General features: G+C 68.4%; 27 protein-coding genes. 10 read left to right on the top strand and 17 right to left on the bottom strand.

The genetic code is table 11. The annotated features are described in order from the left end of the window. Positions 1-153: 153 nt before the first annotated feature. Positions 154-999 (top strand): BglII/BstYI family type II restriction endonuclease, encoded by an 846-nt coding sequence (locus ACWPKK_RS02230; RefSeq protein WP_452000749.1) that lies wholly within the window; start codon positions 154-156, stop codon positions 997-999. A 140-nt stretch (positions 1,000-1,139) separates the two neighbouring features. Here ACWPKK_RS02230 and ACWPKK_RS02225 read toward each other — a convergent pair whose 3' ends face one another. From ACWPKK_RS02225 to ACWPKK_RS02195, 7 genes are all read right to left on the bottom strand, one after another. Next, positions 1,140-1,802: a LysE family translocator gene (locus ACWPKK_RS02225; RefSeq protein ID WP_452000748.1), complete on the bottom strand. Its 663-nt coding sequence runs from the start codon at positions 1,800-1,802 to the stop codon at positions 1,140-1,142. 31 nt (positions 1,803-1,833) lie between these two features. Next, positions 1,834-2,730 carry an LpxL/LpxP family acyltransferase gene (locus ACWPKK_RS02220; RefSeq protein WP_452000747.1) on the bottom strand — a complete coding sequence of 299 codons (897 nt, stop codon included), beginning with the start codon at positions 2,728-2,730 and terminating at the stop codon, positions 1,834-1,836. Then, positions 2,714-3,712: a tetraacyldisaccharide 4'-kinase gene (lpxK, locus tag ACWPKK_RS02215; RefSeq protein ID WP_452000745.1), complete on the bottom strand. Its 999-nt coding sequence runs from the start codon at positions 3,710-3,712 to the stop codon at positions 2,714-2,716. The genes ACWPKK_RS02220 and lpxK overlap by 17 nt, the downstream gene beginning before the upstream one ends. Positions 3,713-3,740: 28 nt before the next feature. Further along, complete coding sequence (locus ACWPKK_RS02210) at positions 3,741-5,027, bottom strand: 3-deoxy-D-manno-octulosonic acid transferase (RefSeq protein WP_452004698.1); 1,287 nt, start codon at positions 5,025-5,027, stop codon at positions 3,741-3,743. A gap of 165 nt (positions 5,028-5,192) precedes the next feature. Next, positions 5,193-5,396 carry a hypothetical protein gene (locus ACWPKK_RS02205; RefSeq protein ID WP_452000743.1) on the bottom strand — a complete coding sequence of 68 codons (204 nt, stop codon included), beginning with the start codon at positions 5,394-5,396 and terminating at the stop codon, positions 5,193-5,195. Between the two features lie 50 nt (positions 5,397-5,446). Next, entirely contained in the window at positions 5,447-6,337 is an 891-nt protein-coding gene (locus ACWPKK_RS02200) for a hypothetical protein (RefSeq protein ID WP_452000742.1), read from the bottom strand. Positions 6,338-6,554: 217 nt separating this feature from the next. Next, a complete protein-coding gene (locus ACWPKK_RS02195) occupies positions 6,555-7,166 on the bottom strand; it encodes a LysE family translocator (RefSeq protein ID WP_452000740.1) in 612 nt (203 codons plus the stop codon). A 161-nt stretch (positions 7,167-7,327) separates the two neighbouring features. On the opposite strand from ACWPKK_RS02195, the gene ACWPKK_RS02190 reads away from it, so the two are divergent. Beyond that, entirely contained in the window at positions 7,328-8,146 is an 819-nt protein-coding gene (locus tag ACWPKK_RS02190; protein WP_452000738.1) for a YoaK family protein, read from the top strand. Between the two features lie 5 nt (positions 8,147-8,151). Here ACWPKK_RS02190 and ACWPKK_RS02185 read toward each other — a convergent pair whose 3' ends face one another. Then, a complete protein-coding gene (locus ACWPKK_RS02185; protein WP_452000736.1) occupies positions 8,152-9,150 on the bottom strand; it encodes a glycosyltransferase family 4 protein in 999 nt (332 codons plus the stop codon). Further along, positions 9,147-9,989: a UDP-2,3-diacylglucosamine diphosphatase gene (locus tag ACWPKK_RS02180; protein WP_324865434.1), complete on the bottom strand. Its 843-nt coding sequence runs from the start codon at positions 9,987-9,989 to the stop codon at positions 9,147-9,149. The genes ACWPKK_RS02185 and ACWPKK_RS02180 overlap by 4 nt, the downstream gene beginning before the upstream one ends. Before the next feature lie 199 nt (positions 9,990-10,188). Here ACWPKK_RS02180 and ACWPKK_RS02175 point away from each other — a divergent pair, with 199 nt between their 5' ends. After that, entirely contained in the window at positions 10,189-11,160 is a 972-nt protein-coding gene (locus tag ACWPKK_RS02175; protein WP_452000734.1) for a diacylglycerol/lipid kinase family protein, read from the top strand. A 112-nt stretch (positions 11,161-11,272) separates the two neighbouring features. Here the strand turns inward: ACWPKK_RS02175 and ACWPKK_RS02170 are convergent, their stop codons facing one another. The 4 genes from ACWPKK_RS02170 to ACWPKK_RS02155 form a co-directional block, all read right to left on the bottom strand. After that, entirely contained in the window at positions 11,273-11,911 is a 639-nt protein-coding gene (locus ACWPKK_RS02170; protein ID WP_452000732.1) for a DNA-3-methyladenine glycosylase family protein, read from the bottom strand. A 44-nt stretch (positions 11,912-11,955) separates the two neighbouring features. Further along, a complete protein-coding gene (purS, locus tag ACWPKK_RS02165) occupies positions 11,956-12,198 on the bottom strand; it encodes a phosphoribosylformylglycinamidine synthase subunit PurS (RefSeq protein ID WP_014246942.1) in 243 nt (80 codons plus the stop codon). 46 nt (positions 12,199-12,244) lie between these two features. Further along, positions 12,245-13,009 (bottom strand): phosphoribosylaminoimidazolesuccinocarboxamide synthase, encoded by a 765-nt coding sequence (gene purC, locus ACWPKK_RS02160; protein ID WP_324865445.1) that lies wholly within the window; start codon positions 13,007-13,009, stop codon positions 12,245-12,247. Positions 13,010-13,142: 133 nt separating this feature from the next. Next, positions 13,143-13,916 (bottom strand): NRDE family protein, encoded by a 774-nt coding sequence (locus tag ACWPKK_RS02155; protein WP_452000731.1) that lies wholly within the window; start codon positions 13,914-13,916, stop codon positions 13,143-13,145. 176 nt (positions 13,917-14,092) lie between these two features. On the opposite strand from ACWPKK_RS02155, the gene ACWPKK_RS02150 reads away from it, so the two are divergent. Further along, a complete protein-coding gene (locus ACWPKK_RS02150) occupies positions 14,093-14,413 on the top strand; it encodes a DUF1476 domain-containing protein (protein ID WP_149225466.1) in 321 nt (106 codons plus the stop codon). Between the two features lie 56 nt (positions 14,414-14,469). On the opposite strand, the gene ACWPKK_RS02145 is transcribed toward ACWPKK_RS02150, so the two are convergent. Beyond that, positions 14,470-15,336, bottom strand: a complete 867-nt coding sequence (locus tag ACWPKK_RS02145) for an N-formylglutamate amidohydrolase (RefSeq protein WP_452000729.1) — start codon at positions 15,334-15,336, stop codon at positions 14,470-14,472. A 277-nt stretch (positions 15,337-15,613) separates the two neighbouring features. On the opposite strand from ACWPKK_RS02145, the gene ACWPKK_RS02140 reads away from it, so the two are divergent. Then, positions 15,614-16,582 (top strand): succinylglutamate desuccinylase, encoded by a 969-nt coding sequence (locus tag ACWPKK_RS02140; RefSeq protein WP_452000727.1) that lies wholly within the window; start codon positions 15,614-15,616, stop codon positions 16,580-16,582. Between the two features lie 30 nt (positions 16,583-16,612). On the opposite strand, the gene ACWPKK_RS02135 is transcribed toward ACWPKK_RS02140, so the two are convergent. Continuing rightward, on the bottom strand, positions 16,613-17,137 hold the full coding sequence (locus ACWPKK_RS02135; RefSeq protein WP_452000726.1) for a CreA family protein: 525 nt from the start codon (positions 17,135-17,137) through the stop codon (positions 16,613-16,615). A gap of 208 nt (positions 17,138-17,345) precedes the next feature. Here ACWPKK_RS02135 and ACWPKK_RS02130 point away from each other — a divergent pair, with 208 nt between their 5' ends. Then, complete coding sequence (locus ACWPKK_RS02130) at positions 17,346-18,422, top strand: AI-2E family transporter (protein WP_452000724.1); 1,077 nt, start codon at positions 17,346-17,348, stop codon at positions 18,420-18,422. Between the two features lie 205 nt (positions 18,423-18,627). On the opposite strand, the gene ACWPKK_RS02125 is transcribed toward ACWPKK_RS02130, so the two are convergent. Both ACWPKK_RS02125 and ACWPKK_RS02120 read right to left on the bottom strand, forming a co-directional pair. Further along, entirely contained in the window at positions 18,628-19,641 is a 1,014-nt protein-coding gene (locus tag ACWPKK_RS02125; RefSeq protein WP_452000722.1) for a DUF6352 family protein, read from the bottom strand. Between the two features lie 30 nt (positions 19,642-19,671). Then, the gene (locus tag ACWPKK_RS02120) at positions 19,672-20,706 is read right to left on the bottom strand and encodes an alpha/beta hydrolase (RefSeq protein ID WP_452000720.1); all 1,035 of its coding nucleotides are present in this window, start codon (positions 20,704-20,706) and stop codon (positions 19,672-19,674) included. Positions 20,707-20,875: 169 nt separating this feature from the next. Here ACWPKK_RS02120 and ACWPKK_RS02115 point away from each other — a divergent pair, with 169 nt between their 5' ends. From ACWPKK_RS02115 to ACWPKK_RS02100, 4 genes are all read left to right on the top strand, one after another. Beyond that, positions 20,876-21,460, top strand: a complete 585-nt coding sequence (locus ACWPKK_RS02115; protein ID WP_452000718.1) for a septal ring lytic transglycosylase RlpA family protein — start codon at positions 20,876-20,878, stop codon at positions 21,458-21,460. A 465-nt stretch (positions 21,461-21,925) separates the two neighbouring features. Further along, on the top strand, positions 21,926-22,375 hold the full coding sequence (locus tag ACWPKK_RS02110) for a MaoC family dehydratase (protein WP_012973248.1): 450 nt from the start codon (positions 21,926-21,928) through the stop codon (positions 22,373-22,375). A 131-nt stretch (positions 22,376-22,506) separates the two neighbouring features. Continuing rightward, positions 22,507-23,448 (top strand): bifunctional riboflavin kinase/FAD synthetase, encoded by a 942-nt coding sequence (locus ACWPKK_RS02105; RefSeq protein ID WP_324871648.1) that lies wholly within the window; start codon positions 22,507-22,509, stop codon positions 23,446-23,448. Positions 23,449-23,463: 15 nt separating this feature from the next. Continuing rightward, positions 23,464-23,640, top strand: coding sequence for a hypothetical protein (locus tag ACWPKK_RS02100; protein ID WP_167562457.1), 177 nt, complete (start codon positions 23,464-23,466; stop codon positions 23,638-23,640). The last annotated feature ends 4 nt before the right edge of the window (positions 23,641-23,644 follow it).

The following is a 23,644-nucleotide window of genomic DNA, read 5'->3' as shown; positions in this document are numbered from 1 at the left end:
CCGGCGCGCGGGCGACCTTAGCATAGGTGCGGGAAAGGCCGCCAGTTCGGCCCCCGATCGACGCCATGAGGCGGCAACCATCAGGTGGAAATGGTGGATTTGCCGGGCGGCAGCCGCCATGGTGGCGCCGTTTTCCATCGCGCATGTGCCGTCATGAACCTGCTTGCCTGCATCCACGACAAGGCCCCGCTGATCGAGGCGCGGGATCCCGACCTGGGCGACCTGTTCCCGCCGGGCTTCCTCGACCTGTACGAGGTGCACAGCTACCGCAACGCGGCCCGCATCCTGGCCTATGCCTGCACGCCCGAGTTCCGCGAGATCACCGAGCGGTTGATGGAGTTCCGCATCCGCACCGAGGACATCGTGGCATCCGGCGGCAACAAGTCGCAGATCGCCAAGACGATGGAGCGGATGCTGAACCCGCTGGGCTGGAACGAGACGCGCATCCGCGGCGACCTGTTCATCACCAAGATGATCGTGACGCATGAGGAAAAGCGCCGCATCGCCGGCAAGAACCGCGGCCAGACCGTGACCGAGCAGCGCCAGCGCGAGGAGCTGTACAAGGTCAACGGCTTCATCGACGGCCACAAGATCGACTTCGTGAAGGAGCGCGTGTCCTTCGACCTGGAATGGAACAGCAAGGACCAGACCTTCGACCGAGACCTCTACGCCGCCCGCACCTTCTACGAATGCGGCATCATCAATGCCGGCGTCCTGCTGACCCGCAGCGCCGAGCTGATCCCGCTGTTCACCGAGGTGGCGCGGCGGGTGGAGATGAAGAATTTCCAAAACAAGTACGGTGCCAGCACCACCTGGATGAAGAAGCTGCTCTACCGGCTGGACGCCGGCCGCGGCGGCGGCTGCCCGGTTCTGGCGCTGGGCATCCGGCCGGCGGTGGTGTCGGATTTCGAGGAATGGAAGGACAGCCACCCCGTCGTCCGGCAAGCGGCGACCTTCGATGTCGATACGGGGGCGGAGGACGAGGACGATCTGTGGTGAGGGTGGGGGTGCGATTGCCCCCTCCCCATCCCTCCCCCGCTTCGCGGTGGAGGGGGTAGAAGCTTTGCGGAAGTTCAGTGGCAGTCCCCTCTCCCGCGAAGCGGGGGAGGGTTAGGGAGGGGGCCGCCGAAGCCGACACCTTACGCGAACTTCCGGTCCGTCAGCAGCAGCCGCACCGCGAAGCCCAGGAACAGCACCCCGGCGATGCCGTCCAGCGCCGTGCGCACCCGCGGGCTGGACAGCACGCGGCGGGCGGCGCCGGCGCTGAGCGCGGCGACACCGGCCAGATAGATGCCGCCCAGCACCGAGATGATGCTGCCGAGGATGAAGGTCTGCAGCGCCACATGGCCCAGGGCGGGGGCGATGAATTGCGGAACGAAGGCCAGCTGGAACAGGATCACCTTCGGGTTCAGCAGGTTCGTCAGCAGCGCCTGGACGAACACCCGGCCGGCGCGGGCCGAGGCGGGCGCCTCGATGGACGGCGCGGGTTCGGCGCCCCGGCTCGCCCAGACGCTCCACAGCGACCGCAGGCCGATCCACGCCAGATAGGCGCCGCCGGCATAGCGCAGCAGGTCGAAGAGCGTGGTCGAGGCCGCGATCAGGGCGGAGATGCCGGCGGCGGCCAGCAGCGCATGCACCATGTTGCCGACGCAGATGCCCAGCGTCGCCACCACCCCCGCCTGCCTGCCGTCGGCGATGCTGCGGGTCAGCACCAGCAGCGAATCCGGTCCCGGCGCCAGGACCAGGACACAGACGGCGATCATGTAGAGTTGCAGCAGATGGGGGTCGAGCGGCAGGGTCATGGCGGCGGGCCTTCGGGCGGTAGGGGAGCGGTCAATCCGGCCAGCGGCGGTGGATCCACAGCCATTGCGCCGGCCTGTCGCGGATCCAATCCTCCAACAGACGGTTCAAACGTTCCATCAGAATTCGCGCATCCGCATTGCGGTCGCCGCTGGTCGGGTATTCCTCCGGCGGCAGGACGGTGACGCGGAACCGCGCGCCCTCCAGCCGTTCGGTCCGCGCCGGGCATAGCGGCAGCTTCATCTTCATGCCGAGGACGGCGGCGGCCGGCGCGGTCATGGCGTCACGGCCGAAGAAGGGGACGGGAATGCCGTCGTTCATCTTCTGGTCGATCAGCATGCCGACATGGCCGCCCTTGGTCAGGTGACGCAGCAGGATCCTGGCACCGTCCGGCCCCTTGGGGATCTGCATGCCGGTCGCCGCCCCGCGCAACTTCACCAGCAGCTCGCCGACGATCGGGTTGTTGGGCGCACGATAGACCACGCCCACCTCCAGCCCGAGCAGCCGGGCAACGACCGACTGCACCTCCCAGTTCGCCAGATGGCCGGAGACCAGGATGCCGGCCTTGCCGTCCTCGCGCAGCGCGTCGACATGCTCGACGCCGACCAGTTCCACCCGCTCGCGGCCGATCTGTTCCAGATGCGGATACTCGGCGATGGTGCGGCCCAGATTGTCCCACATCCCGCTCAGGATGGCGTCGATTTCCGCCTTGCTCTTCTCGGGGAAGGCGCGGGTCAGGTTCCGGCGGGCACGGGCATTGTTGGGCAGCAACGGCCCGACCGTCCGTCCGATCCAGCCGCCGAGCGCCGACGCGCGGTCGAGCGGCAGGGCCCGGAACAGGCCGCAGACGCCATAGACGAGCGCCGCCTCCAGCTTGTAGCCGACATGGCGCGTCAGCCATTGCTGCAGCGGGCTACGCGGCTTGGCCATCGGGGCTTCCTTTCAACAGCACAGGGAACAGCAGCGCGGCGAGCGCCCCCTCATCCTCCCAGCGGACGGAGACGGGCAGCACGTCCACCCTGCCCCGAAGCTCCGGCGGCAGGCGTACGGCGTCCTTGGCGGTGGTGACGGGCAAGGCACCCGCCGCTGCGGCGCGGTCGATCAGGGCCGCGACCTCGGCGGGGCGGTAGGGATGGTGGTCGGCGAAGGCCACCCGCTCCACCACGCGGGCTCCGAGCGCCTCCAGCGTGGCGAAGAACTTCTCGGGCCGGCCGATGCCGGCGAAGGCCAGGACGTCCCGGCCGGCGAGCCGGGCGGCGGCACCGGGATCGGGCTCCAGCCATGCCTTCAGCACCGGACGCCGGCCGGCCAGCGCCGCGAGGCCTTGGCGGTCCTCCCCCAGGATCACCAGGGCGTCGGCGCGGGCGAGGCCGTCGGCCACCCGTTCGCGCAACGGCCCCGCCGGCACCAGCCGCCCATTGCCGAAGCCGACCGCGCCGTCGGCGACGATCAGCGCCAAATCCTTGTGCAGAGACGGGTTCTGGAACCCGTCATCCATGACGATGGCCCCTGCCCCGGCGGCGACCGCGCGCTGCGCCCCCGCCACCCGGTCGCGCGCCACCCAGCAGGGTGCGGCGCCGGCCAGCAGCAGAGCCTCGTCGCCGACATCGGCCGCGGTGTGGCGGACGGGATCGACCTGCAGAGGCCCGGCCTCCCGTCCGCCATGGCCGCGGGTCAGCGCATGAGCGGGAATGCCGCGGGCATGAAGTGCGGCGATCAGCGCCAGCCCGACCGGCGTCTTCCCGGCCCCGCCCGCCACCAGATTGCCGACGCAGACCACCGGCGCCATGACCCGTTGCGGAACGGTGCCGGCGATGCGCCGCCGTCCGGCCAGCCCATAGAGGGCGCCCAGCGGCGCCAGCAGCGAGGATGCCAAGCCGGGCGGCCTGTACCAGAATTCGGGGGTCTTCACGGGCCGGTCATCCCCTCACCCTCATCCCTCAGGCGGCGGTCGGGATGCCGGCGGTGCCCAGCACCGGGGACAGCGCCGCAAGCGCGCGGTCGATGATCCGCCGGTTGTCCGCCGTCACCCGCGCGGCGCCCGCGACGATGCGGTCGCGCGCTCGCTCGTCGGTCAGCAGCCGCCGGATCTCGCGGGCCAGCGCGTCGCCGTCCGCGACCGGCAGCGCGCCGCCGGCAGCCTCCAGCATGTGGGTGATCTCGCCGAAATTGAACATGTGCGGGCCGTAGAGCACCGCGCATCCCAGCTGCGCCGGCTCCACCGGGTTCTGTCCGCCATGGGGGATGAAGGAGCCGCCCATGCACACCACCGGCGCCGCGCGGTAGAACAGTCCCAGCTCGCCCATCGTGTCGGCGACATAGACGGCATGCTCCGGCCCCGGCAGCAGGTGGCGATCCGTCCGCCGCAGCACCGGCAGTCCGCTCGCCCGCATCAGCTCGGCAACGGCCTCGCCGCGATGGGCATGGCGGGGGACGATGATGGTCAGCAGGCCGGGCAGAGCGGGAGCCAGCGCCGCATGGACGGTCGCCGCGATCTCCTCCTCCCCCGAATGGGAACTGGCGAGCAGCCAGACCGGCCGGCCGTCCAGTGCGGCGCGCAACGGCTCCATCGCATCGGCGGCGGCGGGCGGCGGCTCGGCGGAGAATTTCAGGTTGCCGACGCTGGCGACTCCCGCGGCGCCCAGCCGGCGCAGCCGCTCCGCATCGCCTTCGGTCTGGGCCAGCGTGATCTGGAAGGTCGACAACAGGCCGCCGACGAAGCCCGGCGCATTGCGCCAGCGGGCGAAGCTGCGCTCCGACATGCGGGCGTTGACCAGGGCGGCGGGAATGGAGCGGGCACGGATGCCGGCCAGCAGGTTCGGCCAGATCTCCGATTCCGTCCACAGCACCGCGTCGGGGCGCCAGTGGTCGAGGAAACGGTCGACGGCACTCGGCAGATCGACCGGCACATATTGATGGATCGCCCGCTCCGGCAGCCGCCGTCCCATGAGTTCGGCCGAGGTGACGGTGCCGGTGGTCATCAGCACGGTCAGGTCGGGCGCGTCGTCCAGAAGCCGGCCGATCAGGACCAGGACCGAATTCGCCTCGCCGACGCTGGCCGCATGGATCCACAGCAGCGGTCCGGCCGGCCGCGGGCGCGAGGGCGTGCCGAACCGCTCCGCCTGACGCACGGGGTCTTCCTTGCCCGCGGCGCGGCGGCGGTCGAGATAGAGGCGCACCGCCGGCCCGGCGACGGTCGTCAGGCCACGGTAAAGGGATTGCAGCATCAAGGCCCGGAACAGGAGACGGACGACAACGGGCGCGTTGCCGGTCCCCCTGATACGGAACACCGGCAGCGCGCCCGGCGGCACCTTAGCACGCGGCACGCATTCCGTAACAGGGGCCGGTGCGACGGGCAGCCGCGCGCCATCGGCCCGGCCCAAGCCGGACGGTCAGGCTTCCTGCAGTCCGTCGGAGTCCTGCTCCGTGGGATTGTCGGCAACGACAATGTCCGCTTGTCCGTCGACCCTGTAGACGACCGTCCAAAGCCCGTTCTTCTGCTTCGTCTTCGCAGTCACGGCGGCGGGATATTCGAGCATCGTCGTTTCGATGATCTGATCGGCCTGCTCTTCGCTCAGGTCGGAATTCACAACCATGTCGGTCCCTCCATCCAGTGTTGAAACAATGGCTTTTCGTGCGTGAAGCCTCAGCCCTTCCAGCCGAAGCCGCGGGCCACCGCGGCGGTCTGGCCGGCGAGTGCCGGGTTGCGGATCAGGCTGATGGCGGCAATGCCGCGGGTGTCGACCCCCTGCGCCTTGTACTGGGCGGCGATGCGGTTCAACCGGTCGCGCTTCTCCGCATCCGACAGCCCATCGGCGACGGCATAGCCGTAGAGAAAATTGGCGGCATCGGTGGAGGCGAAGCCGGAGATGCTGACGAGTTGCTGTTCGGCCTCGTGCGCGGCGGTGGCGGCGCGCTGGGTGATGCCGATCAGGGCGCTCAGCACCGTTCCGCTGGAATAATAATCCTCAAGGTCGGTCAGCGCGATGCCGGGCGGATAGTCCTTCAGCGGCTTCGACAGACCGGTCAGGATGCGGGCGCGCACATGGGCGCGGTTGGCGCGCATGGAGGAGTGAATGGCCGGCAGCGCCTTGTCGCCCAGCACCTCCTTCTCGAACGCGGCGCGGCTGCCGGTGATCCCGGCGCCGATCGCCGACAGCACGCTGGCTGCCGCACCGCCGCTGGCCGCACCGGCCGAGGTGACGCCCAGCGTCAGCACGTCGGTGGAGAAGCCCGCCTCGCGCATCTGCTGGAACAGCTTCTGCTCGAACTCCGAGAAGTTGGTGTCGATGGCGTACATGCGTGCCGCGACCCTGGTGTTGCGGCAGGTCTCGTCGGCACAGCCGAGAATCGCGGCGGCACTCCCCTGCTCCACCACCACCGGCTCGGCCGGCAGACGCTCCGGATAGCCCTCGAAGGAGGCGCAGCCGGAAACCGCGGCCACCAATGGCAGGACGGCGAGCAGGCCCCGCGATGCGGACTGCCGGCCCGGAGCACGGTCCGGACGGGTGGAGGCGACGGTCGAACGGCGGGCCATAGCAAGGTCCTCGGTTGTGGATTCCGAGAGTGTTTCTCGCCATGTGGGCTAGCATGAGCGCCCGACCCTGTAAAGCGATCTCAACCGGCAAGGGATGTTTCCATCCGGTTGCCCGCCAAGGAAGAATACCGGCGGGCTGCCGGTCTCAGCCGGTGACTTCGGAACATGGTGGAACACGTCCGCGATGAATGTTCCAGAAGCGCCCGGAAGCTCGCGCTCACCGCTCCGCCAGCGCCAGCTTGGCCCCCAGCGCGGCGAAGGCGGCGGCGAAGCTGCGGCGCATCCAGGCCAACACCCGCGGGCGGGAGACCACCTGATCGCGCACCGCGGCGGCGAACAGGCCGTAGACGACGAAGACCGCGAAGGTCAGCGCCATGAAGACGCCGCTGAGTTCCAGCATGCGGGCGACCGGCTGCGGATCGGCGTCGCTGACGAATTGCGGCAGGAAGGCCAGGAAGAAGATCGACAGCTTCGGATTCAGCACATTGACCAGCACCGCCCGCAGGATCATCCGCCCGGCCGGGTGCCGCACGGTCTCCGCCTGGACGCTGAGCGCCCCCTGCTCCTTCAGCGTCGCCCAGGCCATGTAGAGCAGATAGAGCACGCCCAGGATCTTCAGCCCGTGGAACGCCACGGCGCTGGTGTGCAGCAGCGCAGCCAGCCCGAGCACGGCGGCAGCCATGTGCGGCACGATCCCCAGCGTGCAGCCGAACGCCGTGATCGCACTGGCCCGCGCGCCCTGCGACAACCCCGCCGCGAGCGTGAGCAGCACCCCGGTGCCGGGCGAGGCGACGACGATCAGGGAGGTGATGAGGAATTCGGGGCTCATGAGCGCAAACCTCACGCCAATGTGGGAGAGCCGAATGGAACCATGGCGCGGGACCATCGCCAAGGGAAGGTTTCGCAAGACGGGAAAGTCCATCCCGTCGCATTGTCCCCTACCCCGTCCCTCGGCTATCCTGATGCAAATCCCCCGCCTCGCGGTGATGCATGCCGGTCTCATATCTCCGTGCGATCTCGGAGAGCAAGCGAACCAGACGGGCCAACGTCCATCTCGGCGTGTCGCTGGCCTTCGTCGCCGGGGCGATCAATGCGGGCGGGTTGCTGGCGGTGCTGCAATACACCTCGCACATGACCGGCATCGTCTCGTCCATCGCCGACAATCTGGTGCTGGGAAACCTCGTGGCGGTTGCGGCGGGGATGGCGTCGGTGGCGGCCTTCGTGTCGGGGGCGGCCTATTCCACCATCCTGATCAACTGGGGGCGGCACAACCGGATGCACAGCGTCTATGCCTACCCGCTGTTCTGGGAGGCGCTGCTGCTGCTGGGCTTCGGGCTGCTGGGCCACAGCCTGGACGAGCATCGGGCGCTGTTCGTCCCGGTGACGGTTCTGCTGCTGTGCTTCATCATGGGACTGCAGAACGCCATCGTCACCAAGATCTCCAATGCGGAGATCCGCACCACCCACATGACCGGCATCGTCACCGACATCGGCATCGAACTGGGCAAGCTGGTCTACATCAACCTCGGCACAGAGTCGGCGCGCTACCAGCCGGTGCGCACCAACTGGCCGCGGCTGGGCCTGCTGGTGGGTCTGCTCGGCGCCTTCTGCCTGGGCGGGGTGGCGGGGGCCGCCGGGTTCAAACATGTGGGCTATGTCACGACGGTACCGCTGGCCGCATTCCTGGTGCTGCTGGCCATCGTGCCCATGGTGGACGACGCGCGGACGCGGACGCGTCTGCTGCTGCGCCAGCGCCTCAAGACAAACGGCGGGGGGCGGCACCGTGAAGCGCCGCCCCCGCTGATCTGACGCCTCTACGTGAACGGCCGCAGGTTGGACAGGAACTGTTCGGCCGAGCGGCGCCAGGAATAGCCCAGCGCATAGTCCCGGCAGATCTGCGCCGGGATCGCCAGCGCGCCTTCCACCGCCCGCTTCAGATCCACGTCCAGGCAGCCGGCGCCGGAGCCGTCGACCACGTCCAGCGGTCCCGGCACCGGGTAGGCGGCCACCGGCACGCCGGATGCCAGCGCCTCCAGCAGGACCAGCCCGAAGGTGTCGGTGCGCGACGGGAAGACGAAGACGTCGGCGGCGGCGTAGTGCTTCGCCAGATCCTCGCCATGCTTGGCGCCGACCCAATGAACGCCGGGGTATTTGCGCTGCAGCTCTTCCCGCGCCGGGCCGTCGCCGACCACCACCTTGGTGCCGGGCAGGTCGAGGCGCAGGAAATCCTCCAGGTTCTTTTCCACCGCGACGCGGCCGACATACATCGACACCGGCCGCGGCAGATCGAGGAAGCCCTTGGCGCGGGGCCGGAACAGTTCGGTATCGACGCCGCGGGTCCAGCGGCGGATGTTGACGAAACCACGGTGCGTCAGCGCGTCCTCGATGGTCTGGGTCGCCACCATCACCGCCGAGGACGGCTTGTGGAAGCGGCGGACCACCGCATAGGACAGCGCCAGCGGGATCGGCGCGCGGTCGCGGACATATTCGGGAAAGCGCGTGTGGTAGGCGGTGGTGAAGGGCTTGCCATGCTTCAGGCAATAGGATCGGGCGGCAAAGCCCAGCGGCCCTTCGGTGGCGATGTGGATGCAGTCGGGCCGCATGCCGTCGATCATCGCCCACAATCGCCGCTTCGCCCCCAGCGCCAGCCGGATCTCCGGGTAGGTCGGCATCGGCAGGGTGCGGAAGCGGTCGGGACCGATCACCTCGACGCTGTGTCCCATCGCCTCCAACTCGTCGCGGACGGTGCCGATGGTGCGCACGACGCCGTTCACCTGCGGGTGCCAGGCGTCGCTGACGATCAGGATGTTCACGCCGCTTCCCGTTCCTTCGCCGTCACCTTGCCCACACTGGGACCAGGGGTTGGCATTCGCTGCGCCATGACCTCCGTCCAGTGGATGATCTCCAGCGCGCCGCTGTCGTGCTCGACCAAGGCGGTACAGGACTCGACCCAATCGCCGTCGTTGCAATAGAGGATTCCTTCGATATCGCGCATCTCGGCGGTGTGGATGTGGCCGCAGACGACGCCGTCGACCTTGCGGCGGCGGGCTTCGTCGCCCAGCGCCTGTTCGTACTTGCCGATGAACTCGACCGCGGTCTTGGCCTTGTGCTTCAGGTAGGCCGATAGCGACCAATAGTTGAAGCCCAGCCGCCGCCGCACCCAGTTGAACAGGGTGTTGACGTGCAGCAGCGTGACGTAGGCGTGGTCGCCCAGCAGGGCGAGCCACTTGGCATAGCGCACCACCGCGTCGAACTTGTCGCCATGGGTGATCAGCAGGCGCCGGCCGTCGGCGGTGGTGTGGACCCATTCATCGACCACATGCACGCCGCCGAACTGAAGGCCGACATAGTCGCGCGCCGCCTCGTCATGGTTGCCGGGGATGTAATAGACCTCCACCCCCTTGCGGGCGCGGCGCATGATCTTCTGCACCACGTCATTGTGCGCCTGGGGCCAGTACCAGCTTTTCTTCAGCCGCCAGCCGTCGACGATGTCGCCGACCAGGAACAGGTGATCCGATTCGGTGTGCTTCAGGAAATCGAGAAGCAGCTCCGCCTGACAGCCGCGCGTTCCAAGATGAACGTCGGATATCCAAATGCTGCGGTAGCGCTTGACCGCTGGGACGGCGTCCATCATCCGCTCCGTCGTCGCCATGGCCGGTGGCCATCAAGACAACTGCCGTATAAAGGAAAGCACCACACCTTGACAACGATTTGGAACGCCTGCACCTATTCGTCACAGTGATTTGGGCTTTCGTCACGGATCGGCAGTTTTACTGCAATGGAACCGCCGCCTGCCCTTCATGGTTCTGCAACAGAAGGCGCCCCGTGCGCCGTTCAGGGAGAGCGAATCGGTGCGCGACACGGTGCTGATGGACGAGAGCCCGGCGGTTGGCGCGGGCGGCGGAGACGATGCGGCGCTCGCTGTGCGGCGGCTGCTGGTGATCCACAACCCGACTGCCGGTGGACGGCGGGCGCGGCGGCTGCGCGCGGTGGTCTCCCGGCTGGAGGCACGCGGGGTGAGCGTCGCCGTCAAGCCGACGGGCAAGCGCGGCGATGCCGAGGCCTTCGCCCGCGAGGCCGATCCAGACAGCGTCGATGCGGTGGTGGCGGCCGGCGGAGACGGCACCATCAACGAGGTCATCAACGGGCTGGCGATCCACGCCGCGGGACCCCGGCCACTGCCGCTCGGCATCGTGCCGATGGGCACCGCCAACGTGCTGGCCGCCGAGCTGGGCCTGGGCATGGATGCGGAGCGCATCGCCGCGGCGATCGCCGGCGGGCGGCGGACGATGATCTGGCCGGCGCTGGCGAACGGGCGGGTGTTCTCGCTGATGGCCGGGGTCGGGCTGGACGCGCGGGTGGTGGAGCGGGTCGACCCGCGGGTGAAGCGGCTGATCGGCAAGGGCGCCTATGTGGCGGAGACGCTGGTGCAGCTGGCGACCCGGCCGGATCACCGCTATCGGGTGACGCTGGATGACGGCGAACCGCAGGAGGTGGCGTCGGTCATCGTCGCCAAGGGGCATTTCTACGGCGGCCGCTTCATCTGCGCGCCCGATGCGCGGTTGACGGAGCCGGAACTGCATGTCTGCCTGTTCCCACGCGGCGGGCGGCTGAACGCGTTGCGCTATGTCTGGGGCGTCACCGCCGGACGGCTGACACGCTTCCCGGAGTATCGCGTGGTGACGCCGAAGCGCGTGCGCATCGAAGGGCCGGCAGGGGACGGGCTGTTCGCCGACGCGGTGCAGGGAGATGGCGACGTGCTGGCGCGGCTGCCGGTGGAGATCGCGCTGGCGGGGTGGCGGTTGCCGGTGCTGGTGGGGTGAGGGGTTGGCTGACGATGCCCCCTCCCCATCCCTCCCCCGCTAGCGCGGTGGAGGGGGCAGGAGCTTTGCAGGAGTGCAGCGGCAGTTCCCTCTCCCGCGAAGCGGGGGAGGGTTAGGGAGGGGGCAACCGGCGCCCAACCCTCGCCGCCCTCGCCTGCTCCTGCAACGCCACGTAATGGTGCCAGACCAGCCGCGCCGCCAGCGAGCGGTAGGGCCGCCAGGGCTCCGCCACCTCGCTCAACTGCTTCGCCGTCGGCTTGTCCGCCCAGCCCTTCAGGCGCTGGACGCCCAGCTGGATCGCCAGGTCGCCGATCGGCCAGATGTCCGGCCGGTCGAGCGTGGTCATCAGATAGACCTCGGCGCTCCAGCGGCCGATACCCTTCAGCGCGACGAGTTGGGCAATCGCCTCCTCGTCCGGCAGGTCATGGATGATGTCGAAATCGAGCCGTCCGCTCGCCACCGCCTCGGCGAGGCCGCGGGCATAGCCGATCTTCTGGCGGGAAAAACCGCAGGCGCGCAACGTCTCGTCGTCCAGCGCCAGGATGGCGTCGGGCGTGACGGCGCCGCCCAGCCGGTCCTGCAGCTTGGCCCACAGCGCCAGCGCCACCTTGGTGGAGAGCTGCTGCTCCATCACCATGCGCAGCAGGCCGACGAAGCCGGTCGGCCGGGTGAAATCACGGATCACCGGGCCGCCGACGCGCACGCATTCGGCGAAAATGGGGTCGAGCGCGGCCAGATGCTCAGCGTTCATGCTCGACGCTCATCGGCCGCACTCCACATCCCGCAAGCCGTGGCTCAGGCCACCAGCTCGATGGCGTAGTCCTCGATCACGGTGTTGGCGAGCAGCTTGCTGCACATCGCCTCGACCTCTTTGCGGGCGGTTGCCTCGTCGGTGCTCTTGAGCTGCAGCTCGATCACCTTGCCGGCGCGGACGTCCTCGACGCCGTCGAAGCCCAGCGTGTGCAGCGCGTGCGCAATGGCCTTGCCCTGGGGGTCGAGAACGCCGCGCTTGAGGGTGACGTGAACCTTGGCCTTCATCGGATGTCCGCTCGCTTTACGGTGTTGGTGGAGGGGTGGTTGCTGACTACTGAATGGTCTTGGGGCCCTTGACGTCGCTCGGCCCGCCTTCCGGCAGGATGCCGAGGCGCCGCGCGACCTCCTGATAGGCTTCCTCGACACGGCCCAGATCCTGGCGGAACCGGTCCTTGTCCAGCTTCTCGTTGGTCTTGACGTCCCACAGGCGGCAGTTGTCGGGGCTGATCTCGTCCGCCAGGACGATCCGCATCTCCTCGTTCTCCCACAGGCGGCCGAACTCCAGCTTGAAGTCCACCAGCTTGAGCCCGATGCCGAGGAAGAGGCCGGACAGATAGTCGTTCACGCGCAAGGACAGCGCGACCATGTCGTCGAGATCCTGCGGCGCCGCCCAGCCGAAGGCGGTGATGTGCTCTTCCGAGACCATCGGGTCGCTCAGCTCGTCCGACTTGTAGTAATATTCGATGATGGAGCGCGGCAGCGGCGTGCCTTCGGGAATGCCGAAGCGGCGCGACAGGCTGCCGGCGGCGACGTTGCGAACGACGACCTCGATCGGGATGATCTCCACCTCGCGCACCAGCTGCTCGCGCATGTTCAGGCGGCGCATGAAATGCGTGGGCACGCCGATCTCGGACAGCCGGCTCATCAGATATTCGGAGATGCGGTTGTTCAGCACCCCCTTGCCGGTGATGACGCCCTTCTTCTGGTTGTTGAAGGCGGTGGCGTCGTCCTTGAAGTACTGCACCAGGGTGCCCGGCTCCGGCCCTTCGAAGAGTACCTTGGCCTTGCCTTCGTAGATGCGCCGGCGTCGTGTCATCGCGTGTTCGTCCAAATACGTAAGGACCGGTCAAGCGAGCTTGCCGGCCCAGGAATGTGCCCCAGTGATATAGCAAGCCGGGTGCACGAACACAACGACGGGGGCCGGAGGACAGGATTGTGCGGCTGCCGCTTTACAGCTCCACCGGCGCATAGGGCACGGCATGCGGACGGCCGGGGGCGAAGTGCCAGATGGGATTCAGGTCCGGCCGCTCCACCCGCGGCACCGCCAGCAGCGAACTGGACGAGGTGCCGAAGCCGCTGGGCAGCTGGAAATCCATGGCGCCGCGCTCGTCCGGCGTGCCCTCCCAGATGCGGCTGCCCATAAGCTCGGGCCAGCCTCCCCAGGCGAAGGACTCCGCATCGGGGGCGTCGATGGCCGGCGGCGTGGCATGCTCGAACAGCGGACGATAGAAGGCGGTGCGCGGGTCCTGCGGATCGTCCAGTTCGAAGGCGGTCAGCATGTGGACGCCGGCGGGGATCGACGACACCTCCGGCCGGTGGCGCGGGTTGGCGCCGCGGTGGACCACCAGGAAGGCGTCGCGGTTGTCGGCGATCACCAGGTTGAACGGACGGTAGGCGCGGATGTCGAGATGGGCGAAGCTGCGCGCCGCATCGGCCGCGTCGGCATGGTCGAGCGCATCCAGCACCAGTTCGCCGCGCGACCGCTTGCCGGCCTCCGGCCCCAGCGTGCCGAAGCGGTTCAGGATGACCGCCACCACGCCTTCGTCGTTCAGCCCCATCCAGGAGCCGCCGGCCAGTTCGTCCAGCCCGGCGACCACGTTGGGCCGGTCGGGCCAATGGCGGGCCGGCGGCAGCCAGGGCCGCCCCGCCATCTCGTCACGGTTCCCGGCGACGACCAGCGGCCAGGTTGCGTCGGGTCGCCGCAGGAGAATCACGCTGCACATGCCTTGCCCTGTCTGCTGTTGCGTCTTGTCGTGGGGGGCCGGGGGTATCCCGCCGCCTGTAGGAAACTCTGCAGAATATCCGGGGCTGCGACGCGGCGGAACGGTGACGGCGACCGTTTCCCGGCTATATAATCCTCGTAAATGGGAGTGAAACCAATAAAGGAGCGCAGGTCATCATGACGACCTTCGACGACCGCGAAAAGGCCTTCGAGACCAAGTTCCAACACGACGAGGATCTGCTCTTCCGCATCCGCGCACGGCGCGACCGGCTGGCCGGCGAATGGGCTGCCGACCTGATGGGGCTGACCGGGGCGGAGGCGGAAGCCTACGCCCGCGAGATCGTGGACACCGACATCGCCACGCTCGGACCGCACGACATCCGGGACAAGCTGTGCGCCGACCTGCACGCCCGTGGAGTCGACATCTCCGACCACCGGGTGGAAAAGCAGATGGCCCAGTTCCTGGACGTCGCGCGCCAGCAGGTGACGCAAGCCTGATCGGAGGGGCCGTCCCGTCCTGCGGACCCGCCGCCCGACCAGGGGCGGCGGGCGGCCTATTCCGCTGCGCGGCGCAGGATGCGCTGGCCGGCATAGTCGGCGATCCGGCCGATCAGCAGGTCGATGTCGCCCTTCAGCCGGGTAAAGCCGTCATGGCGCTCCAGCGTCTCCTCGTTCATGTAGAGGCGCCGGTTGATCTCCAGCTGGATCGAATGGCGGCCGCGTGACGGATCGCCGTAACGCGCCAGCAGTTCCACGCCCTTGTACGGATCGTTGATCGCCACGCGGTAGCCGAAGCCGCGCAGGGTCTGCGCCACCAGATGGACGAATCCCGCCTCGCTGGTGGTGCCGTCGCGGTCGCCGATCACGAAATCCGCTGCCAGCGGGTCGCGCCCGTCCGGACGCAGCGACGACGGCATGGAATGGCAGTTGACGTGCCAGACCGTGCCGAACCGCTCCGCCAGCCCGTCCAGCGCCAGCCGCATCTGCGCGTGGTAGGGACGGTAATAGCGGTCGATGCGGTCGGCCACCGCCGCGGCCGGCAGCTTCCCGTCATAGAGCGGCACACCCGGCCGCAGCATGCTGCGGATCAGCCCCATGCCCAGCGTGCTGCGCAGGGTCGGGCGGAGCGGCACCGGCCAGTCGCCGTCGATCAGCGCCGGGTCGATGTCGTCCACCGCGCGGTTCACGTCGATGCAGGTGCGGGGGAACAAGGCGCACAGCAGGGTGGCGCCATGGTCGGGAGCCGCCGCGAACAGCTCCTCCACATGGGTGTCCTCGCCCTGGCGCAGCAGGGGATGCGGGCAGACCACCCGGAAATCGGCGGGATAGACGCTGCCGCTGTGCGGCGAATCGAACAGGACCGGCAGGCGATGGCCCACCGGGTCGTTGCGGACAAGAACGTCATCGATCACGAAGCTCATCGACCCGCCCCGACCAGACGCCAGCACAGTGATAACCGCAAGCTCGACCGCCGATTTCATTGATCCGGAGAATCCGATGAAACGGATCCGGCGGATCCTATAACCCAAGCGTCAAGCCACAGTCGACGGCAATCTGTCACGATCCTGCCATGCCGCCGCAACATTGCGCCGCCCGCATCAGCCGAAAAAACCACGCCGCCGGCCCGCCCCGGACTGGCGCGGAGTCGCATGGTTCGCCATACTGAGCGGAGCGCCCCACCGCTGGCGAGCCTGCCGCTTGACCGACCCCCTCTTCGCTCCCGTCGAACTCTCGCCGCCGGACATCGCGCCCTACCGGCGCGGCAACACCGGCATCGACCATGTCACCAGCCTGTCGGCGGAGGAGCCCGGGCCGCATGTGGTGCTGAACGCGCTCGTCCACGGCAACGAGCTGGGCGGCGCCATCGCGCTGGATGCGCTGCTGCGGATGGGGCTGCGGCCACGGCGCGGACGGCTGACCTTCGTTTTCGCCAACACCGCGGCCTACGCCACCTTCGACCGCCAGAACCCCTACGCCTCGCGCTATCTGGACGAGGACTTCAACCGGTTGTGGTCGCCCGACCATCTCGACGGCCGGCGCGACAGCGTGGAGCTGCGGCGCGCCCGCGTGCTGCGCCCGGTCTACGAATCGGCGGACCTGCTGCTCGACCTCCATTCCATGACCGCCGACACGGCGCCGCTGACCCTGTGCGGCCGGACCACGCGCGGGCGCGACCTGGCGCTCGGCCTCGGCTATCCGGCCTGGGTGGTGGCGGACGGCGGGCATGCCGGGGGAAAGCGGCTGATTGATTACGGCAGCTTCGCCGAGGCGGAGGGGTCGCGCACCGCGATCCTGGTCGAATGCGGCCAGCATTGGCGGACCGAGACCGCGACGGTCGCGCTGGAAAGCTGCCTGCGCCTGCTGCTCGGCCTGGAGATGATCGATCCAGACATGATCGGCCGGGCGGCAAACGGCCCGCGCCTGCGCCCGCGCACCGATCCGCAGCGGGTGGTCGAGGTCACCGACGCCGTCACCGCCGCCAGCGAGCGCTTCCGCTTCACCGCCCCCTTCGTCGGCATGGAGGTGATCGGCCGCGCCGGAACCGTCATCGGCTGGGACGACGGCCGCGCCATCCTGACCCCCTATGACGACTGCGTCCTGATCATGCCCGCCCGCCGGGTGAAGTCCGGCCAGACGGCGGTGCGTCTGGGCCGGATCGTGGGATGAAGCCGGACTTTCGAGGTCTGGCCGGCCCGCTCACTTCGCCGGCGGCTTGCCCTTCGTCCAGGTGGCGTTGGCGCTGAACAGGGGCACGGTCGAGATCGACATCTTGGCGGATGCGTCCTTCACCTGCCGGCTGTACACCACATAAACCAGCGTGTCGTTCGGCCGGTCGTAGATGCGACGGATGGCGATCGACTTGAAAATCAGGCTCTTCCGTTCGGAGAAGACCTCCTCCCCCTTCTGCGACAGCTCGATGTCGCCGACGGTGACCGGCCCGGTCTGGCGGCAGGCGATGGAGGCGTTGGACGGGTCTTCGAACCAGTTGCCCTTGCTCAGCCGGTCGATCAGGCTGCGGTCGAAATCGACCAGATGGCAGGTGACGCCCTTCACACCGGGATCCTCGATCGCCTGCACCTGAAGCCCGTTGCCGGTCCAGTCATTGGAGAAGCGGCCGACCACCTCGTCCGCCGCCGCGGAACGGAGCGGGAGCCCGGCTGTCAGCAGGCCCAGAACCAAAAGGCCGGCGGAAACGTTCATCAGGGGAAACGGGCTGCGCATCGCGACTGGGTCTCCGGCAAGGACGGGCGGGACCGCAGGATGCGCGGCCCGGAAAAACACTCCCCTAGATCGGAGGGTCCGGCGCCACCGTCAAGCGCCGTCCTTCGGAGGTCCGGCCACCGCGATGACAGACCGCAGCCCGCTCGCCTCGGCTTCCCCCGCATTTCCCCCCGCGCCCGAGGCCCCGCTTCCCGGCACGCCGGAGCCGGTGACCGAGCCCCTGCCCCCGCCCGGCCACCGCCGCGATCCGCTGACCATCGCCGCCGTCGGCCTGTTCGTGATCGCCGTGCTGTTCGCGCTGTATTTCGGACGCGAAGTCCTGCTGCCGATCATGCTGGCGCTGATCCTCAGCTTCCTGCTGCGGCCGCTGGTCCGCGCACTCTACCGGGTCGGCATTCCGGAAGGAATCGGCGCCGCCATCATGGTGATCATGCTGTTCGGCAGCGTGCTGCTGGCGATCTACACCCTGTCGGCTCCGGCGGCGGAATGGGTGAACCGCATGCCGCGCGTCCTGCACGAGCTGGAGTTCAAGCTGGGCGACATCCGTGCCGGCATCGAACGGGCCCGCGAGGCCTCGCGCCAGATCGAGGAGATCGCCAAGGAGTCCGGCAACGAAGGTGGTCCGGTGCGCGAGGTGGTGCTGCGCGGTCCGTCGCTGATGGAACAGGCGATCAGCCAGGTCGAAGCGGTGATCGTCAATGTCGTGATCCTGCAGGTCCTGCTGTATTTCTTCCTGGCGAGAGGCCGCCATTCGCTGGAGGCGCTGATCGGCACCATGCGCAACGTCGACGACCGCGTGCATTACGCCATGGTCGCGGCGACGCTGCAGCAGAACATCGCCGCCTATCTGCTGACCATCACCCTGATCAACGTGGTGCTGGGCGTCGCCACCGGTCTGGTCATGTGGATGTGGGGGCTGCCCAACCCGGCCCTGTGGGGGGTGCTGGTGGCGGTGGCCAACTACATCCCCTTCATCGGCCCGGCGGTGATGACCGGCGTCCTGTTCCTGGTGTCGGTCCTGACCTTCGACGGGCTCGGCACCATCCTGCTGCCGCCCCTGTCCTTCGTGGCGCTGACCACGATCGAGGGCAACTTCCTGACCCCGATGATCGTCGGCCGGCGGCTGTCGCTGAACCCCATCGCGGTGTTCGTGTCGATCCTGTTCTGGGGCTGGCTGTGGGGCATACCCGGCGCGCTGCTGGCCGTGCCGATCCTGGCGATCCTGAAGATCCTGTTCGACGCGCACGAGCCGCTGAAGCCGGTGGGGGCTTTGCTGGGGGGGTGAGTGACGGTGGGGCGTCGGCTTCGAATGCCCCCACCCCAACCCTCCCCCGCTCTCAGCGGACCTATGGTCCGCCTGCCGCGTCAGCACAAAGCCAAGCTTTGTGCGAGAGCTGGGCGGGGGAGGGAGTAAGTGCTTATGCGGGCGAGTGGCGGCAGTCCCTCCCCCACCCAGTGGGGGAGGATAGGTGGGGGTCTAACTTCGCCCCTCACGCCACCGAGGCCAGCGGCAGGTTCACCAGCAAATTCTGCGGCTTCAGCTTCAGCCGCCGCCCTTCCGTCATCGCCAACCCCAGATAGACCGGCCGGCCGGCGAGGTCGGGGCGCATGGCGGCGGGGTCGGCGAAGTCCAGGCGGAACAGGGCGAGGATGCGGGCCAGCCTGTCCTCCCCCACCTCCACCCCGTTGTAGAGGTCGTTGAGGATCGCCGTGGCGGCGCTGTCGAGCCCGACATGCCATACCCAGCGGTCGTCGCGGATGTTCTGCACCGGCTGGATGCTGACCGTCACGCCGAGGAAATGCCCAACCCAGGCCTCCAGCACACGGGCCAGCGCGTCCAGACCGGCGGCAGCGAAGGTGATGTCCAGCACGGTGTCGTGCCGGGCGTCGCGGCCCCAATAGAGCGGGTGGTTGGTCTCGTCCAGGATGTCCAGATCGACGCTGCGGGGAGCGGTTCCGGCCTCCACCACCAGTCGGCCCAGCGAGCCGAAGCCGCCGGACGCCGCCATGGTCTCCACCGTCTCGGCATCGGCGACGCGGACGCGGCCGTCGTCGACCGACACCGTCTGCTCGCGGAAGAACAGCTCGCCGGCACGGGCGCGCAGGCCCGACGGGGTCTCGTCCAGGATGCCGCGCAGGATGGCATGCACCAGCTGGTCGATGAACAGGCCCGGCACGCCGCGGGCGCCCTCGCGGAACAGGCGGATGTAGCAGCCCTCCAGCGTCCCGGCGGCCAGCAGCCGGTCGCGGAAGGCCAGCCAGACCTGGAAGTTTTCCCGCGCATCCGGATCGGCGATGGCGTCGAGCAGCGGAGCGGGTACCGTCCGCGCCGGATCGTCCAGCAAGGCGGCATGCAGCGTGCGCTCGGCGTCGCAGGCCTCCTCCGGCGGGCGCATCTCGGGCCGGAGCAGATAGGCGCGCAGGAAATCGGGCGTCACCGCCAGATGGTTGTCGGCGTCGCGGGTCAACAGGTGGAAGCCGGACGCCGTCCAGAAATCGGTCATGCTGAGGGGCACCTCTGGTCCTGAAGGCGCCTATCCGACGACAGAGCCGCCGGACTGCGCAAGTGTCTTGTGGCCGGTCGCCAGATCGAGGGTCCTGTCGAGGAAGTCGTCGATGTCCGCCCACACCCGGTCGCGGATGGCGTCGCATTCCATCAGCAGCTCGTGCTTCGCCCCGGGATACTCGACAAGATGGGCGTTGCCGAGCCGGGCGGCCACCATGCGGTGAAGCTCCGCCCGGACCACCCGGTCGTCGGGCGCGCTCAGCAGCAGGACCGGCGTGCGCACCCGCTCCAGCGGCAGACCGCCATGGCGCAGCGCATCCTCCGCATCCAGCGCCGCCGCCACCCAGGCGAAGCTGACGCCGCCGACGCGCAGTTCCGGCCGCTCGGCATAGGGGGTGTGGAAGGCGGCGTAGCGCCGGGGATCGGTGGTGATCTTGTTGTCCGGCCGGAAGATGCCCTCCGCCGGGTCGTAGTCGCCCTGCCACAGCGCATAGCGGGCGCCGCATCCGCAGGCGAGACCCAGGGAGGCCAGCGCCCGAGCCAGCCGGCGCGGCAGCGGTCCGGTATGGATGGCGTACATCGGCGCCGCCAGCAGCACGGCGGCATAGCGGCCGGGATCGTCGCCGGCATGGCGGGCCAGCGCCAGCGTCGCCACGAGGCCGCCCATGGAATGCGCCAGCAGGATCAGCGGCCCGCCGGTCTCCGCGGCGACGGGCGCCGCCACCTGCCGGTAAACGCAGTCGAGGTCGTCGACCAGCAGCGCGAAATCCGTCAGGTGGTGGATTTGCCGGTTGCCCAGCGGCCGGTCCGACAGGCCCTGGTTGCGCCAGTCGACCGCCACCACGCGAAAGCCGCGGGCCGTCAATGCGCTCGCGGTCTCCGCATATTTCTCGATGAACTCGGCGCGGCCGGTCAGCACCAGCGCAGTGCCGCGGACCCGCTCCGGCTTCGGCCAGACGGCGACCCGCAACCGCACTCCATCACCCATCGCGACAGACCGCATCTCCACATGGCTCAGGTCCGGCATTCCTCCGGGTACAGTCCAAGCGGAATCGTCGGCCATGCTTTCTCCCCCGAGCGTTGTGATGAGAACCGGAAGAGCGCCCATGCGGACCACCCACTCCGAATTCGTCAAGATATTCGAAACCGGAAATAGTAGCGATGTCTTGCTTATGGTCTGCGATGGAACTCTTTTCCTTGCAGGGCGTTGGTGCGCGGTTGGAGGTGTACCGATGAAGACAATGCGAAACATCGTCCTGGCGCTTGCCGCCACGACCCTGAGCGGGACCGCGGTCCCGGTTCTGGCGAACGAGAAGGCCAAGGTTCCGCCCGTGCATGTCGAGCATGAGGATGGCGAGGAAGTCCTCGTCCACAAGGGGGAAGCGTCCTTCTACAGCCACAAGTTCCACGGCCGCACCACGGCCAGCGGCGAGCCGATGAACCAGAACAAGTCGACCGCGGCGTCGCGCACGCTGCCGCTCGGCTCCAAGGCCACGGTCACGAACGAGGAGAACGGCAAGAGCGTCGACGTCATCGTCAACGACCGCGGCCCGTATGTCGACGGCCGGGTGATCGACCTGTCGCGCTCCGCCGCCAAGAAGCTGGACATGATCGAGGACGGGACCGCCCCGGTGACGGTGGAGGTCAAGCCGTCGGAGCAGCCGACCGACACCGCCCGCGACAAGGTGGAGGAGAAGGTAGACCAACTCACCCCCGACCGGCAGGTGGCGGACCGCGAGACCCGCAGTCAGGGAAACAGCGGCAATAGTGGCGGCACCGGCAGCGACACAGTGTCGCACTCCGGATCGGGCAAGTAATGCTGCGGCGCGGCGAAGACATTTCCCGATTCGCCGCGCCGATCCCCTGACTTTTATTGCGCTGCCGAACCAACAGTCATTAAACAGTCAATCGGTTGAAATGAAACGGACTTTGCCACTGCGGCGCGGGGTGGTGCCCCACAGTCGCGCCAACGCTGGCGGCCAAGCGCCATAGGCGGTGGGATTTTTCGTTAAGTTGTTGATTGAACGCCGCTTCTGCCGCTCTGCCTTCATTGCGAAGTAATCCGGCTGCACAAGGCACCCTTCCATTACTGGGAAGCCTGCCGCGGAAAGCAGCCGTTTTGGCCACGGTCTTGTGCGGAACGTTAGAGATTTTTTTGCATTTTTGGAGGAGACGTGGTGCCATTCCCATCGCTGCGGCGCACATGACGCATTGCAGCGAACGGCGCGGCGCCAGTGCGTCAGACGCCGGAACAGGCACCGAGAGAAAGAGGAATTGCTGCGATGGACGACGTGCGTCAGGTCCGCAAGGATACCGAAGGCTACTGCATCGAAGACCTGTCCGTCGGCATGACGGCAAGCTTCGCCAAGACGGTGACGGAAGCCGACATCGTCCTGTTCGCAGGCATTTCCGGCGACACCAACCCGGTCCACATCAACCAGGAATACGCCGCCACCACCATGTTCCAGGGCCGCATCGCCCACGGCATGCTGACGGTCGGCTTCATCTCGGCCGTGCTGGGCACCAAGCTGCCGGGGCCGGGCTGCATCTACATGAGCCAGACGCTGAAGTTCAAGGCGCCGGTCCGCGCCGGCGACACCGTCACCGCCCGCGCCACCATCACCGAACTAATCCCGGAAAAGCGCCGCTGCGTCATCAAGACCGTCTGCACCGTCGGCGAGACCGTGGTCGTGGAAGGCGAAGCGTTGCTGATGGTCCCATCCCGCGGCTGATTTTTCGACGCCTGAGCGCTGCCTTCGGGCGCCAGGACACCGCCGGCGCGTTTACCCCGCGCCGGCGTCGGTCTATATAGACGCCCGAGCAAGCGGACCCGCCGGGGTCCGCCCACAGCACCGGGGCGCGCATGCGACTGTACAGACACACCGCCGACCTGCCGGCCGAAGAGCGGGGCGCCGTCGTGGCGCTCGGCAATTTCGACGGCGTGCACCGCGGACATCAGACGGTCATCGGCACCGCACAGCGCCTTGCGGCGGAGATGGGCGCGCCGTCGGCCGTGGTCACTTTCGAACCGCACCCGCGCAGCGTCTTCCGTCCCGACGACCCGCCCTTCCGCCTGACGCCTTTCCGCGTCAAGACCCGGCATATCGAGGCGCTGGGAGTCGACCAGCTGATCGTCTGCCATTTCGACGACGGCTTCCGCCACAAGACCGCGCAGGCCTTCGTCGACGAAATCCTGATCGGCGGGCTGGGCGTCCGGCATGTCGTCTGCGGCTATGATTTCCTGTTCGGGCACAAGCGGTCGGGCGACCCGGCCTTCCTGCTGCGCGCCGGCCGCGCCCAGGGCTTCGGCGTGACCGAGGTCGGTCCGGTGTCCGACACGGAGGGCGGGGTCTATTCCTCCACCCGCGTGCGCGACGCGCTGGTCGCCGGCCGGCCGCGCGAGGCCACCCATGTGCTGGGCCATCCCTGGGAGATCGAGGGACGCGTCGTCCACGGCGACCAGCGCGGCCGCACCATCGGCTTCCCCACCGCCAACATCGAACTGGGCGAGTATCTGCGCCCGGCCTTCGGCGTCTATGCGGTGCGCGCCGGCATCGACCGCGGCGGCGAGACCGTCTGGCTGCCCGGCGTCGCCAATCTCGGCGCCCGCCCCACCGTGGACGGCACGGTTGCCCGGCTGGAAGCCCACCTGTTCGATGTCGACCTGGACCTGTACGACCTGCATCTGCGGGTGCAGATGATCGATTTCCTGCGGCCGGAGATGAAGTTCCCCAGCTTCGACGCGCTGAAGGACCAGATCGTTCAGGATGCCGCCGCCGCCCGCGCGGTTCTGGCCGGCGGCTGACGGGAGGGGCACGCCATGGAACGGGTTCTGATGCTGCTGTTCATCCTGAACCAGGGCGGCCCGACCACGCTGGAATTCGCCAGCATGGAGCAATGCAAGGCGGCCGAGCCGGTCGTCATCCAGAACTACCGCGAGATGACCGGCAACACGGTGCTGTCGCGCTGCATCCGCATGGTGCTGCCGGCGAAGTGAGGTG

It is taken from the genome of Azospirillum largimobile, assembly GCF_977007025.2.
This window is presented reverse-complemented; position numbering and strand designations above follow the sequence as displayed.

Bases quoted from the DNA above. Each gene is read 5' to 3' on its own strand.
- ACWPKK_RS02230 (WP_452000749.1), top strand. From the start codon at position 154: ATGAACCTGCTTGCCTGCATCCACGACAAGGCCCCGCTGATCGAGGCG.
- ACWPKK_RS02225 (WP_452000748.1), bottom strand. From the start codon at position 1,802: ATGACCCTGCCGCTCGACCCCCATCTGCTGCAACTCTACATGATCGCC.
- ACWPKK_RS02220 (WP_452000747.1), bottom strand. From the start codon at position 2,730: ATGGCCAAGCCGCGTAGCCCGCTGCAGCAATGGCTGACGCGCCATGTC.
- ACWPKK_RS02210 (WP_452004698.1), bottom strand. From the start codon at position 5,027: ATGCTGCAATCCCTTTACCGTGGCCTGACGACCGTCGCCGGGCCGGCG.
- ACWPKK_RS02205 (WP_452000743.1), bottom strand. From the start codon at position 5,396: ATGGTTGTGAATTCCGACCTGAGCGAAGAGCAGGCCGATCAGATCATC.
- ACWPKK_RS02200 (WP_452000742.1), bottom strand. From the start codon at position 6,337: ATGGCCCGCCGTTCGACCGTCGCCTCCACCCGTCCGGACCGTGCTCCG.
- ACWPKK_RS02195 (WP_452000740.1), bottom strand. From the start codon at position 7,166: ATGAGCCCCGAATTCCTCATCACCTCCCTGATCGTCGTCGCCTCGCCC.
- ACWPKK_RS02190 (WP_452000738.1), top strand. From the start codon at position 7,328: ATGCCGGTCTCATATCTCCGTGCGATCTCGGAGAGCAAGCGAACCAGA.
- ACWPKK_RS02180 (WP_324865434.1), bottom strand. From the start codon at position 9,989: ATGGCGACGACGGAGCGGATGATGGACGCCGTCCCAGCGGTCAAGCGC.
- ACWPKK_RS02170 (WP_452000732.1), bottom strand. From the start codon at position 11,911: ATGAACGCTGAGCATCTGGCCGCGCTCGACCCCATTTTCGCCGAATGC.
- purS (WP_014246942.1), bottom strand. From the start codon at position 12,198: ATGAAGGCCAAGGTTCACGTCACCCTCAAGCGCGGCGTTCTCGACCCC.
- purC (WP_324865445.1), bottom strand. From the start codon at position 13,009: ATGACACGACGCCGGCGCATCTACGAAGGCAAGGCCAAGGTACTCTTC.
- ACWPKK_RS02155 (WP_452000731.1), bottom strand. From the start codon at position 13,916: ATGTGCAGCGTGATTCTCCTGCGGCGACCCGACGCAACCTGGCCGCTG.
- ACWPKK_RS02150 (WP_149225466.1), top strand. From the start codon at position 14,093: ATGACGACCTTCGACGACCGCGAAAAGGCCTTCGAGACCAAGTTCCAA.
- ACWPKK_RS02145 (WP_452000729.1), bottom strand. From the start codon at position 15,336: ATGAGCTTCGTGATCGATGACGTTCTTGTCCGCAACGACCCGGTGGGC.
- ACWPKK_RS02135 (WP_452000726.1), bottom strand. From the start codon at position 17,137: ATGCGCAGCCCGTTTCCCCTGATGAACGTTTCCGCCGGCCTTTTGGTT.
- ACWPKK_RS02125 (WP_452000722.1), bottom strand. From the start codon at position 19,641: ATGACCGATTTCTGGACGGCGTCCGGCTTCCACCTGTTGACCCGCGAC.
- ACWPKK_RS02120 (WP_452000720.1), bottom strand. From the start codon at position 20,706: ATGGCCGACGATTCCGCTTGGACTGTACCCGGAGGAATGCCGGACCTG.
- ACWPKK_RS02115 (WP_452000718.1), top strand. From the start codon at position 20,876: ATGAAGACAATGCGAAACATCGTCCTGGCGCTTGCCGCCACGACCCTG.
- ACWPKK_RS02110 (WP_012973248.1), top strand. From the start codon at position 21,926: ATGGACGACGTGCGTCAGGTCCGCAAGGATACCGAAGGCTACTGCATC.
- ACWPKK_RS02105 (WP_324871648.1), top strand. From the start codon at position 22,507: ATGCGACTGTACAGACACACCGCCGACCTGCCGGCCGAAGAGCGGGGC.
- ACWPKK_RS02100 (WP_167562457.1), top strand. From the start codon at position 23,464: ATGGAACGGGTTCTGATGCTGCTGTTCATCCTGAACCAGGGCGGCCCG.